The sequence below is a fragment of the Nocardia thraciensis genome (assembly GCF_054782435.1).
The window spans coordinates 279,076-291,090 of sequence record NZ_BAAGSM010000017.1 but is presented as its reverse complement, the minus strand read 5'-3'; the positions used below and the strand labels follow the sequence as shown (position 1 = coordinate 291,090).

At 69.0% G+C, this 12,015-nt stretch carries 11 protein-coding genes and 1 pseudogene; 10 read left to right on the top strand and 2 right to left on the bottom strand.

From position 1 onward, the window contains the following. Positions 1 to 21 precede the first annotated feature (21 nt). The 4 genes from ACYVLQ_RS09105 (at position 22) to ACYVLQ_RS09090 (ending at position 5,403) form a co-directional block, all read left to right on the top strand. Complete coding sequence (locus tag ACYVLQ_RS09105; RefSeq protein ID WP_460697013.1) at positions 22 to 1,419, top strand: metallopeptidase TldD-related protein; 1,398 nt, start codon at positions 22 to 24, stop codon at positions 1,417 to 1,419. A 326-nt stretch (positions 1,420 to 1,745) separates the two neighbouring features. Further along, positions 1,746 to 2,162 carry a hypothetical protein gene (locus ACYVLQ_RS09100; protein ID WP_460696947.1) on the top strand — a complete coding sequence of 139 codons (417 nt, stop codon included), beginning with the start codon at positions 1,746 to 1,748 and terminating at the stop codon, positions 2,160 to 2,162. Next, complete coding sequence (locus ACYVLQ_RS09095) at positions 2,159 to 4,576, top strand: hypothetical protein (RefSeq protein WP_460696946.1); 2,418 nt, start codon at positions 2,159 to 2,161, stop codon at positions 4,574 to 4,576. Before ACYVLQ_RS09100 ends, ACYVLQ_RS09095 begins: the two co-directional genes overlap by 4 nt. Continuing rightward, positions 4,576 to 5,403 carry an ESX secretion-associated protein EspG gene (locus tag ACYVLQ_RS09090; protein WP_460696945.1) on the top strand — a complete coding sequence of 276 codons (828 nt, stop codon included), beginning with the start codon at positions 4,576 to 4,578 and terminating at the stop codon, positions 5,401 to 5,403. The genes ACYVLQ_RS09095 and ACYVLQ_RS09090 overlap by 1 nt, the downstream gene beginning before the upstream one ends. Positions 5,404 to 5,422: 19 nt before the next feature. On the opposite strand, the gene ACYVLQ_RS09085 is transcribed toward ACYVLQ_RS09090, so the two are convergent. Beyond that, entirely contained in the window at positions 5,423 to 6,067 is a 645-nt protein-coding gene (locus tag ACYVLQ_RS09085) for a TetR/AcrR family transcriptional regulator (RefSeq protein ID WP_460696944.1), read from the bottom strand. 132 nt (positions 6,068 to 6,199) lie between these two features. Here ACYVLQ_RS09085 and ACYVLQ_RS09080 point away from each other — a divergent pair, with 132 nt between their 5' ends. After that, positions 6,200 to 6,979, top strand: a complete 780-nt coding sequence (locus ACYVLQ_RS09080; RefSeq protein ID WP_460696943.1) for a glucose 1-dehydrogenase — start codon at positions 6,200 to 6,202, stop codon at positions 6,977 to 6,979. A 96-nt stretch (positions 6,980 to 7,075) separates the two neighbouring features. Here the strand turns inward: ACYVLQ_RS09080 and ACYVLQ_RS09075 are convergent, their stop codons facing one another. Further along, positions 7,076 to 7,603, bottom strand: coding sequence for a helix-turn-helix domain-containing protein (locus tag ACYVLQ_RS09075; protein WP_460696942.1), 528 nt, complete (start codon positions 7,601 to 7,603; stop codon positions 7,076 to 7,078). A gap of 66 nt (positions 7,604 to 7,669) precedes the next feature. Between ACYVLQ_RS09075 and ACYVLQ_RS09070 the strand changes: the two genes are divergently transcribed. The 5 genes and pseudogenes from ACYVLQ_RS09070 (at position 7,670) to ACYVLQ_RS09050 (ending at position 11,645) form a co-directional block, all read left to right on the top strand. Then, the gene (locus tag ACYVLQ_RS09070) at positions 7,670 to 8,038 is read left to right on the top strand and encodes a hypothetical protein (RefSeq protein WP_460696941.1); all 369 of its coding nucleotides are present in this window, start codon (positions 7,670 to 7,672) and stop codon (positions 8,036 to 8,038) included. Then, the gene (locus ACYVLQ_RS09065) at positions 8,038 to 9,195 is read left to right on the top strand and encodes an alpha/beta hydrolase (protein WP_460696940.1); all 1,158 of its coding nucleotides are present in this window, start codon (positions 8,038 to 8,040) and stop codon (positions 9,193 to 9,195) included. The genes ACYVLQ_RS09070 and ACYVLQ_RS09065 overlap by 1 nt, the downstream gene beginning before the upstream one ends. Positions 9,196 to 9,210: 15 nt before the next feature. Further along, the gene (locus tag ACYVLQ_RS09060; protein ID WP_460696939.1) at positions 9,211 to 9,381 is read left to right on the top strand and encodes a hypothetical protein; all 171 of its coding nucleotides are present in this window, start codon (positions 9,211 to 9,213) and stop codon (positions 9,379 to 9,381) included. Between the two features lie 87 nt (positions 9,382 to 9,468). Further along, positions 9,469 to 10,867: pseudogene (locus ACYVLQ_RS09055) on the top strand (IS30 family transposase). A gap of 106 nt (positions 10,868 to 10,973) precedes the next feature. Further along, positions 10,974 to 11,645, top strand: a complete 672-nt coding sequence (locus tag ACYVLQ_RS09050; RefSeq protein WP_460696938.1) for a hypothetical protein — start codon at positions 10,974 to 10,976, stop codon at positions 11,643 to 11,645. The last annotated feature ends 370 nt before the right edge of the window (positions 11,646 to 12,015 follow it).

The following is a 12,015-nucleotide window of genomic DNA, read 5'->3' as shown; positions in this document are numbered from 1 at the left end:
ACCGAGAATCCCGGCGGCCACGTGCTGCCCTCGCCCGAGGTGGTCGAGCGCGCACTGCGGGTCTCGCGCGCCGACGAGGCGATCGTGCTCGTCACCGACGCCTACGACACCTCGCTGCGCTGGGCCGGAAACTCCATGACCACCAACGGTTCCTCGATCTCGCGGGACTGGGCGGTGATCTCCATCTACCGCGACGGCCCGCGGTCCGCCCGGGTCGGCAGCATCGGCTCCACCAGCGTCGATCCGGCCGATATCGAGGCCGTGGTGCGCGCCGGCGAGGAGGCCGCCCGCACCGCCGAACCCGCCCGCGACGCCGTGCCGCTGCTGGATCCCGACCTCGTCGACCCCGGCGTGCCGGATCGCGAACTGCCCTGGGACGGCTCCCCCGCCGCGACCGACATCGGCGTGTTCGCCGCGTTGGCCCGGGAACTCGCCACCGGATTCGACGGCGCGGACCGGTTGTACGGCTTCGCTCACCACCAGACGCATTCGACCTGGCTGGGCACCTCCACCGGGGTGCGCCGCCGCTGGGTGCAGCCCACGGGGTCGGTGGAGATCAACGGCAAGCGCGGCGAGGGTGCGGAGCTGGCCAGCGCGTGGGTCGGCACGGGCACCACCGATTTCACCGATGTCGACGTGCCCGCGCTGCTCGCGGAGCTGTCGCGGCGCCTGGACTGGTCGCGGCGCCGGGTGGACCTGCCCGCCGGGCGCTACGAGACGCTGCTGCCGCCGTCCGCGGTCGCCGACCTCATGATCTACATGATGTGGACGATGGAGGGTCGCGGCGCGCACGAGGGCCACACCGCGTTCTCGCGCGCGGGCGGCACCCGAATCGGCGAGCGGCTCAACGACATTCCGCTCACGCTGTACTCCGACCCGAACGCGGCCGGGCTCGAGTACCGTCCCTTCGTCGCCACCCCGGCCTCCTCGGAGGCGCTGTCGGTCTTCGACAACGGCCTCACCGCGCGGCGCGCCGACTGGGTGCGCGACGGTGTCGTCGAATCGCTGGTCTACCCGCGCGCCACCGCCGCCGAATTCGACGCGCCGGTCACGGTTCCCGGCGAGAACCTGCTCATGACCGGCGGCTCGGACGCGGCGCTCACCGAGATGATCGCGCGCACCGAGCGCGGGCTGCTGCTCACCTGCCTCTGGTACATCCGCGAGGTCGATCCGGCCACGCTGCTGCTCACCGGTCTCACCCGCGACGGCGTCTACCTGGTCGAGGACGGCGAGGTCACGGCGGCGGTGAACAACTTCCGTTTCAACGAGAGCCCCCTGGACCTGCTGCGCCGGGTCTCCGAGGCGGGCGCCACCGAGATCACCCTGCCGCGCGAATGGAAGGACTCGTTCACCCGAACCGCCATGCCGCCGTTGCGGATTCCCGACTTCCACATGTCGTCGGTCAGCCGGGCCACCTAGCCGCGGCACATTCCGGCCCCCGCACGCGCCTCCCGTGTGGCAGAATCGCCCCACCGCACCGGTCGGTTCGACCGTGGTCTCGGTCGGCCGCCGCATACTCGGGCCCGGGAGGAGCTCGTGATCCAGCACAACCAGGCAGCCGGTGCCGCAGGGCTCCGCCCACGCGCCGACGCAACGCCGCGTCCACGGCGAATCCGGCTGGTATACATGCGGATTCGGCCTCGCGGCGATCGGGGCGGCGAATTTCCGCAATGTCGCGGGAACCTGGGCAACGCCGGATGCGTCCAATCGATAATTGATACGCACGCAGTCGCAACGGGGGCAGCATGGTAGATGACAGTGGTCGGCAGCTCTTCGGACCGCTGATCGAACAGGCCAGGACCGGCGGGGTGTCGCTCCAGGTGGATCCGCAGGCGTTCCTGGCCCTCGATCAGGCGATGGACAAGCGCAAGACCGACATTCGCACCATGCAGCAGTCGATGCAGCAGGTCGGGCAGCACGAGTCCTGGGGTGTCGGCGAGCGGTCGCCGGTACTCACCTCGGCGCACACGATCGTGCGGCGTTTCCGCGAGGCGGGCTCCGGCGGCCCGAACAGCGCGTACGAGGCTTTGGAGGGGCACTGGCAGGTCGCCGACCAGATCCAGAGCCTGTTCCGCACGATCCGCGAGCGGCTGGAGCAGACCGACGCCGAGTTCGCCGACCGGATCCGCGCGCTCGCGCCCGGCGCCGGGGGTGCGCAGTGACCTCCTACGGCCCACCCGGAATCACCGACCCTGAGAACGTCGACTCGCTGACTCACCAGCAGATCTACGACGCGTTCCAAACCGTGGACGACCGCACGGCGCAGGTGGTCACCTCCTGGCAGCAGACGCGTGACCAGTGGCGCGATTCCACCACGGAGATGGTTCAGGCCGTCCGCACCGCCGTCGACGGACGCTGGACGGGCGCGTCCGCCGACGCCGCGGTACAGGCGCTGGTCGGCTACGGCACGCAGGCCGGGCAGCTGTCGGAGCTGTTCGACCAGGCCGGGCAGGCGGTCGCGAATACGGCGCTGGCCGCCGTGACCACCAAAGCCTATGTCCCCAAACCGGTTCCGGTGACGGCCGACCAGACGCAGGATCCCACCGGCTACGACGGGCAGTCACGGGCCGCCCAGCAGGCACAGGACGACGCCCGCCAGGTGATGCAGCAGCGCTACCTCGTCCCGATCCTCGACCAGGACGCGCGCATCCCGGTCTTCCCGCCCGCGATATCCCCGGCCGCCGACGCCGGTTCGGCCGGAAGTATCGAAACTCTGCTGGCGAGCGCCGGATTCCCCGGCGCCGACATTCCGGCGACCCTCACTTCCGCGCTGTCCGATACGCCGCTCAACGGCAGTCCGCCGACGACGTCCGCCGGGACGTCGCTGTTCGGCGGACTCCCCCACACCGGCCGCGCCGAGACGGACCCCTCCCCGGGGTACGGGGCGTCGACCTCCACCACCGGAAACCCGACCACCGATTCGCTGTTCGGCGGCCCCCGCACCACCAGGCCGAGCAGCCGCACACCGGCGGTCCCGACCGTCACCGGGACCGACACCGGCGATCATGACTCGCCGCGCCCGCAACCCGATCGGCCCAGTTCCGGCAGCCCGGCGCCGACTCGGCCGGATCCGTCGGCATCGTCCCCGACCGCCGAGTCGAGCCCCGTGTCCAGCGTGCCGGATTCGCCGCGCCCGGCGCCGGAGATCTCGACGGCCGTGCCGGATACGCACTACGTACCCGACGACACCACGTCCCAGAGCGAGGCCACCACCTCATCCGGCGCGCATTCCGCCACCACGAGCGGGACCGGAGCCACCAGCGGCACTCCGCCGTCGAATTCGCCCGCACCGCCCGCGAATTCACCGGGGCCGAGTGCGCCCCCGCCCGCATCGGCGCCGAGCGCTCCGGCCGCACCGGCGCCCGCCGCGCCCGTGCCGCCCGCACCGGTCCCGGGTGCGCCCCTCTCAGCACCGCACACACCGATTCCGACCGCGCCGGTGCTGCCACCGAGCCACGGCGGGCTCCCACCGGTGCCCGGCGCACCGGTTCCGGCCACACCTGTCGTACCGCCGCCAGGTGCCGGTGGGCTTCCACCGGGTCCGGGCGGGCCGGTTCCGGCCGCACCACCTGTCGTGCCGCCACCAGGTGCCGGTGGACTCGCACCCGGTCCAGGCACACCGGCGCCTGCCGCACCGGTTCCGAGCACACCGGCCCCGGGCGCGCCGAATCCGGCGACCCCGACACCGGGCCCCGCAGCGCCCCCGCCCAAGCCCGCGCCACCCGTACCGCCCGGGCCCGCTCCCCAGGCGCCCGCGCCGACGCCGAATCCCCCTGCGCCGCCGCCCATGCCGAGCGGACCCGCGCCGCGGCCGCCGATGGTCGTCCCGCCCGCGCCGAACCCCATCCCGCCCGACCTGACGCCTTTCACCACCGCGGGCGGCGCGGCCATCAGCGCCGCGGCCGCCGACGCCCTCGCCGACACACCGGACACACCCGCGCCCCGCCCCCGGATACGCATGCGGTACCAGGGCGACAGCGACCGCCGGGGCCTGAGATTCGATCAGCACCACGAATCCCGCACCGACACAGCGGAATCGGATGTGGGCGAGAACCCGGACGCCACCGAGCGCGGCCTGCCCGAGGACGGCCCCGCCCGCACGGCCAACCCCCCCGACCTGACGTCCGACCACAGCGAAGAGTCCACACACGACGGCCACGCCGGTTCGGCCGAGGACCGGACTCCGGCAACCAGCGGTGAATCCCCAACCGGGGACAGTGCGTCGCACTCCGGCGCGGGTCGGTCCGATACAACTCCCGTCGAATCGCGTAGCGGAGACAGCTCGTTCCTCACCGGCACTATCGGCCCGCGGGACGAGACGGCGCCGGCTCGAGTCGGCGACCGCGAATCCTCTGCCGCCGCCCATGGTTTCGACACCACCCCGTCTGGCCACGACGCACCGCCGGTCGGCGAGAGTCCGGCCGCCGGTACCGCCAGCGCCCCGCCCGCCACCGATGCCACGGATCCGGTGCGCGATGTCTCCGAAACCGCTTCGGGGGCAACCGGATCCCGTCCTGACACTCCGGCGCCCGATACGGACCGCTACCGAAACGTCCCGCCCGTGATAGGGGCATAATGGCTTCCTGGTCGTTCGACGAAGAGCAATTCGCGGCCCTGTGGTACGGGCCCGCGAACGACCGGATGCTGTACCCCCTGCACTATCTGTCCCAGTTCGGTCACGTCAACGAACGCGACCGCCACTGGGCGCGGATCCGGCACGAATACTCCGAACAGGGCCGGCTGAGCTGGAACGAGGCCGATCTGCTGCGCCGGGCCTTCACGGTCCTGACCGATCCGGAGGTCTGGGCCGAGATCCACGGGGTGTCGCAACAGGCCGGGCCGATCCGGGTCGCCGCCGCCCGGCACGACCGGCATGCCGCCCTCGCGATGCAGTTCACGCGGCGGTCGCGGATCGAGGTGTCGATCACGGCCGCCGACCGGCTGCCGGACCGGCTGGCGATGCTGCTGCCGGAGCACTCCCCCGGCACCCGGCCCGCTGAGGCATTCGCGGCCGCCGACCTGTATCCGGAACGGCAACCGATCCTCCGCTATACCGGCGAATCCACGCCGCTGCAGCGATATCGCCGTCTGGTCCGCCGTCCCGCCGCCGGCGCCGGGGTGATCACGGTGTTCCGCGGCCCGCGCCGCCAGGGCCACCGGTCGCCGCGCAAGGTCGGCACGATGCGCTGGTACGACATCGACGACGACGGCCGCTACATGGAGACCGGCAGCCGCACCCTCACCGTCCGCCCCGCCGACTCCGCCTCGGTCCGCGGCGCGATCACCCGCCTACTCGACCACGCCCTCCTCGAATACCGCGAATACGTCGAGGATCTGGGCCACGCCCGCCAGCGAGTCGTGGACGCCCCACCCGACCCGGCGGCCCCGCACCTCCGCCCATAACGACAACCCCACCGAGGACTCACTCGCCGGCGGACGCGCCCGGTCCGATCGCGGCGTACCGGGCGGCGATGGTGCGGACGGCCTCGTCGACTACCTGAGCGACGCGTTCGGGGCTCACCTCCCAGTCCGGCACCAGGAGTGTCGGCCAGAAGACGTAGTTGGAGATCATGCCCAGGAACTGGGTGGCCGCGAGGTCCGCGTCCTCGATCCGCACCGTTCCCGCCTCGTGCTCGGCGAGCAGGTAGCTGCGTACGGACTCGAAGTAGGGCATCTTCCCGCGCGAGAACTGCGCATGGGCCAGTTCGGGAAACCGGGGCAGCTCGGCGATGACAATCCTGAACAGGTCGGTCATCTGGGCGCGGCCCAGCAGCTCGGCGTACCGGCGACCAAGGAGGCTGAGCCCATCGACGACGTTGCCGGGCGGCGGAGGATCCTGCTCGTCGGCGGTCGACCAGGACTCGGTCACGATGGCGTCGAACAGGGCGGCTTTGCTCGGAAACTGCTTGAACAGGGTGGCCCGCGAAACCCCCGAGCGCTCCGCGATCCGCGCCAGTGACGTCCGGTCATAACCCAACTCGAGAAACAGTGCGGTCGCGGCCGTCACGATCAGCGCGCGTTTCTCCTGGGCGACACGCTGGTGATACGTCGTAGCGCCCTTGCCCATAGGCCGAGTATACGAGGTGAGTGGCTTGACTCACCCGCTGCCGCCCACCTAGTGTCGGGATGGTGAGTCGATCGACTCACCACTGGCCGCCGTTCACCCCGGCCTCTCACCTATGTACCGAAGGAATATCCCATGCCTCGCTTCGACAACCAGACCGTGCTCGTGACCGGTGGAGCCGGTGGTCAGGGCTCGAGCCACGTGCGCGCCTTTCACGCGGCGGGAGCGAACGTCGTGATCGGCGGCATCGACGCGGAACGCGGCGCCGCGCTCGCCGACGAACTCGGGAAACGCGCGCTTTTCGCCCGCCTCGACGTCACCGACGAGAGATCGTGGTCCGCCGCCGTACTCGCCGCCGAAAGCACCTTCGGCGCCCTGCACGTGCTCGTCAACAACGCGGGTGTGCAGAACCCGCCCGCGACGATCGAGACCACGGACCAGGCCACGTGGTCGCGCATCCTCGATATCAACCTCACCGGAACCTTCCTCGGCATCAAGGCCGCCGCCCCCGCGCTGCGCCGCGCGGCAGGCGGAGCCATCGTCAACATCGCCTCGACCATGGGCCTGGGCGGCACGGCTCACTACGCGCCGTACGTCGCCAGCAAGTGGGCCGTACGAGGACTCACCCGAACCGCGGCACTCGAACTCGGCCGAGACCACATCCGGGTCAACACCGTCCACCCCGGCGTGATCGCGACCCCCTTCATCCACGAACCAGCCGCAGGCGCCACAACGGCAATCGCCAACTTCTACACACCCGAACCGTTCGCAATCCCCCGGCTCGGAGAACCGGCCGACGTCACCCACCTGCTCCTGTTCCTGACCTCATCGGACGCGTCGTTCATCACGGGATCGGAGTACGTCATCGACGGCGGACTCCTCCTCGGCCCCGCCCTCCAGGCCGAGGCCGCGTGAGCACCCAGGACACGACCGGGTCGAACGACTCCGCCCGAGACGTCATCACGACCAGCGCGGCGAAGGTCGAACAGGAATTGCAGAGCGCGCCCATACTCACCCGTCGGGCATCAACACGAGTGACGCGATGCGCCTGGTCCGCCCTTCGCCTGGTTCGTTCGCGGCGAAGCGGGCCAGCAACTTCCCCAGTTCGGCAGTGAATTCGCCGAACTCCTGGTCCGAGAGCCACAGCGCGGATTGCCGAAAGGCGATGCCGTCGCGCTCGGGGGCGATCTCGTCACGGGCGAGGTAGCGGTCCAAATCGCCGGACAATCCCGCGACGAACACCGTGAACATCGTTCGAAGCTGGTCGGAATCGACCCCGCCGCTGCCCTCGTCACTGGCGCCGGCGCCGATCGCGTACGTGCGTTCGACCGTGCCACGGATCCGCCGTTCGGCGACGACGGCGAGTACACCGGCTTTCACCAACACTCCGACGTGGCGATACAGGGTCGTCGCCGCCACATCGGGCAGGTGCTCGGCCAGCTCACCTGTGGTGAGTCGGCGCCCGATCAACGCTTGCACGATCCGCCACCGCACCGGTTGGTGCAACAGGTCGGCCAGCGAGGGGCGAGGCGAAGACATTGCCATTACTCCCAACTTTGGTAATAATCCTTGTATCAGGATTATTCTAAGTTTTCGGGAGCAGAAGTGGCCGAGGTGTATGTCGAACAGGACAGCGTGCGAATCGAACTGCGGTGCTGGGAACGCATCTTCGCTGGTCAACGCAAGCGACTGCGCATCCCCATCAAATCGGTGATCACAGCCGAGCGTGTCGATCGGCCAACCAGATACTCGGCGACGCCGGGCGGACGTGCCGGGTTGCTCGTCACCGGCGTCGTGAAGATCGGGCGATGGGGCATCGGAACCTCCAGCAAGCTTTTCGTGAGCGTTCGCCGGTCGGTCCCGGCGCTCCGACTGGTGGTCGACACACCGACCGCTGAACAACTCGGGTACGACACCATCCTGGTCAGCACCCGTCGGGTCGACCAGCTCGTCGATTCGATCGAATCGGTGTGATGACCGCCGCGGCGCCGGCTCGGGCCCGCTGGAAACGATTGACAGCATTCGCCGTGCTCGTGGTCGTTGTCCTGCTCGCCGGATATCTGAGTACGGTCGGCGTCCTGCGTTCACGCACTCTGGTGCTGCCGATGCCTACCGGTGCGCACCAGGTCGGACGCGCGATCATCACCGCCGACAACATCGCACCCGGAACCGAAGAACCCGGCCGTGCCGCGTGGGTGTGGTATCCGGCGGACCCGCGATCCAGCGATGCCGCACCCGAGGGCGAATATGTCCCCGACGGCTGGCGTGGATCCCTCCCGCCGACATTCGGTCTCGGCTGGTTTCTCCAGGACGTGGGTTCGGTGCGGTCGTGGTCACACCACGGTGCCACACCGGCCGGGGGGCGATGGCCGGTCGTGATGATGCTGCCGGGCTTCGAAAATGCACCTTGGATGTACACCAGCATCGGTGAGGAACTCGCAAGCCATGGCCACGTCGTCGCGCTACTGGTGCCGCCCACCACACCGGCACGGGTGGTGGGCTCACAGGCCCGCACAGCCATCGAATCGGACCAGCCACCGCCGCCCGCGGAGGTCGACCGCCTCATCGGCGAGCAATCCGCCGACCTCATCGCCCTGCTCGGTGCGCTCGGTACGGCATCGGAACGAATGTTCGGCGCGCATCTCGATACCGACAATGCGGTGTTCGCCGGTCACTCCCTCGGCGGCGGTGCCGCGGTGGCCGCGTGCGAACTCGAACCCCGCTGCGCCGGATCGATCAACCTAGACGGCCCCCAACCCGACCTGCCTGGCGGTGCGCCTGCCAAACCGGAATTGCTGCTCGGAGCAGACAGCAGCTGTGCAGTTGTCACCCCTTGCTCCGCCGCGGGCGCGACCCCGGACTTCGTGCAGTGGATACAACAACGGCGCGAGGCGGTGCCCCCACAGCGATCGGCGACCATCACGGGCGCCGGGCACAACGGTTTCGGCGACCCCGTCTCCTACTTTGTCGCCATACCCTTCTCCGACATGGCCGGAACCGGCTCGATACCGGCCCCGCGCATGCACGCCGTACTCCGATCAGTAATGACAACATCGGTAGCCCAGCTCCGCACCGGCAAACCGATCAACCTGTCCAGCTCAGCGGAAACACCTGAACTTGTTCCGCGCTGATGGATCTGTACAACCATGCGGGTGGTCGGGGTCGATACGCCGGTCGCCGGAATCGGGGTGGGGCTGGCGATCCCGATCAACGCCACCTCGCGCCGCATCATCAGCACCCCGCTGGCGGACGGGCGGGTGCGCCTATCTCGGCGTCGTCGGCGTGCCCATCGAACTCACCACCGACTGATCTCCTGAACCGCCCGCGGTGTGATCAACTCAGTCTTATAGAGGCCGTGGTGAATTCAACTGGTCGTCGCAACATCTCACGGGTGAGGGGTTGTGATGGGTGTGCCGAGGCAGCGGGCCTCTGATCGGGCGACGCGACCGAAGATGCGGTCGCCGGGACGACCGTCGAGTTTGAGTCGCGAGCAGCGGCAACAGTTTTGGCGGAACATCGCCGTAGGGATGCCCAGTGAGGATGCAGCGGTGCAGGCGGGTTTCTCATCGGCGGTGGGATCGCGATTGTTCCGCGAAGCTGGCGGAATGCCGTCGATCAACAGGGACCCACTCTCGGGCGCTACCTGTCGTTGCAGGAGCGCGAGGAGATTGCGCTGCTGCGCGCCCAGGGTCTCGGCGTGCGCGAGATCGCACGGCGGATCGGTCGTTCGCCGTCGACGGTCTCGCGAGAGCTGCGGCGCAACGCTGCGACCCGCAGTGGGTACCTGCATTACCGAGCGTCGACCGCCCAATGGCACGCGCAGCGGCGCGCGTGCCGGCCCCTACCGGCCAAGCTGGCCGCGAACGATCGGCTGCGCGAATACGTCCAGGAACGGCTGTCGAGGATCGTCACCGGCCCGGATGGGACCACCGTGCCGGGCCGGCCGTGGCGTGGATCGGCCGCCGCCACGGTCCTCGCAAAGATCGCCGGTGGGCAAGTTCCTGGAGCCCGGAGCAGATCTCCAACAGGCTGAAGACCGACTTCCCGGAGGATGATTCGATGCGGATCTCGCACGAGGCGATCTACCAGTCTCTCTATGTCGCCGATCGCGGCGGGCTGGCTCGCGAGGCGACCGCATGCCTGCGGACCGGGCGGGCGCTGCGGGTCCCGCGCGCCCGTACCCGCGGGCGCGGCAAGAAATTCGTCAACCCCGACATCCTGATCGACAAGCGCCCCGCCGAGGCCGACAGCCGCCGCGTCGCCGGACACTAAGGAGACCTGATCCTCGGCGCCGACAGCTCCGCGATCGGCACCATCGTCGACCGCGCCACCCGGTTCACCCTGCTGCTGCATCTGCCTCGCATGAACGGCCACGGCACCCAGCCACGCACGAAGAACGACCCGCCCCTGACCGGACACGGCGCCGACGCGGTCCGCCAAGCCATTGCCGAAACCTTCGCGGAGCTGCATCCGACGCTGCGCCGATCACTGACCTGGGACCAGGGCTCGGAAATGTCCCGGCACGCCCGGCTGCGCGCCGACACCGGAGTGCCGATCTACTTCGCCAAACCACACAGCCACTGGCAACGAGGCACCAACGAGAACACGAACGGCCTTCTCCGCCAGTACTTCCCGAAGGGAACAGACCTCAGCCGGCACTCCGTCGACAATCTCGCCACAATCGCGCACATCCTCAACACCCGGCCCCGCAAGATCCTCGGCTGGCGATCCCCTGCCGAAGCCCTGGCAGCCCAGATACACTCGCTCCCACAGGATTGTGTTGCGACGATGGGTGGAACCTGAGCTGCGATCATTGTGGTGCACAATATTTTTCACGTCCCATCCCTCGCGTTCACGCGTCCAGAGAGCGTGGTCGATCGCGTCGAGCACCGGCGCGGCGGTCATCGACGTGGACGCGCGCCAGCCGATGATGCGCCGGACCCCGAATCCGCCGTTCGACCGGCTCAGCTCGACCTTGCGCGACCACGATGGCGCAGAACGGTTTTCGGCGGCGGCGACGTTGACCTACGCAGCGGTCGGCGAAGCGGACGTCGACAGTCACCGCAAGGAACAGGCACTGATCGACAAGCGCGCGGCGCAGCGCCAGCAACGGCGAGAGCGCGCGATCGCCGCCGGTACCGCCGCGCCACCGTCGAAACCGGCCGACCCGCGGCTGCGCGGCATGATCGACACGCTGCGGGTCGAGGCCGCCACCGTGCGCGAAGAGGTCCCCGACGCCGATCATTGCCGCGAACAACTCGCACTCGCCCAGGCCACCGTGCAGGCGGCGACCGAGGCGGAAACGCGGGCACGACGCGAGGGAAACCTGGCGGAGATCGAACACGCTCGCGTGCTGACCACCGAGGCATACGCCGGCGCGGCGTTTCTCGCTTTCTGTAGATGTCGCGAGACTTTCGCTGCCAATCGCGTCTTACCGATCCCGCCGGGTCCGACCAGTGTGATCAAGCGTGTATCGCGCAGTAGCGGTGTCACGGTCGCGTCCAGTTCGACCGCGCGCCCGAAGAAATCTTTCCGATCTCACCCGTGCGGGTCGCCGGGAACTGTCATCGTGCGGTCCTGATGAGTTCGGATCATTGCGCCTGCGAAAGATTCTTCCGGCGCCGGGGCCGCTGAGATTTCCGGCACCGCTGAGCGGAATCCGCACTCCGATCCATATCTCACCATGCGATTCGCCGTCTTCCCAAAGATGGGACGATATGGGGAACGAGAATGGGATGGCTCTCTGTCTACGCTCGGGCGGAGAAGTGATCTAGCACATAGGTAGCCGATAGGCACAAATTGTATAGGTCGCCTTCGGGTATCGATTATCCCGTCCGAATGTCCGCGATATGTGGTGCGGAGTGGCGACGATATGGATAGAATGTGCCCCGGTCGTGATCGGTAAACATTCTTTGCGCTGACCGGAAATCGCGGTTCATGTCGATTCGGTC

Bases quoted from the DNA above. Each gene is read 5' to 3' on its own strand.
- ACYVLQ_RS09090 (WP_460696945.1), top strand. From the start codon at position 4,576: ATGGCTTCCTGGTCGTTCGACGAAGAGCAATTCGCGGCCCTGTGGTAC.
- ACYVLQ_RS09080 (WP_460696943.1), top strand. From the start codon at position 6,200: ATGCCTCGCTTCGACAACCAGACCGTGCTCGTGACCGGTGGAGCCGGT.
- ACYVLQ_RS09075 (WP_460696942.1), bottom strand. From the start codon at position 7,603: ATGTCTTCGCCTCGCCCCTCGCTGGCCGACCTGTTGCACCAACCGGTG.
- ACYVLQ_RS09060 (WP_460696939.1), top strand. From the start codon at position 9,211: ATGCGGGTGGTCGGGGTCGATACGCCGGTCGCCGGAATCGGGGTGGGG.
- ACYVLQ_RS09100 (WP_460696947.1), top strand. From the start codon at position 1,746: ATGGTAGATGACAGTGGTCGGCAGCTCTTCGGACCGCTGATCGAACAG.
- ACYVLQ_RS09085 (WP_460696944.1), bottom strand. From the start codon at position 6,067: ATGGGCAAGGGCGCTACGACGTATCACCAGCGTGTCGCCCAGGAGAAA.
- ACYVLQ_RS09065 (WP_460696940.1), top strand. From the start codon at position 8,038: ATGACCGCCGCGGCGCCGGCTCGGGCCCGCTGGAAACGATTGACAGCA.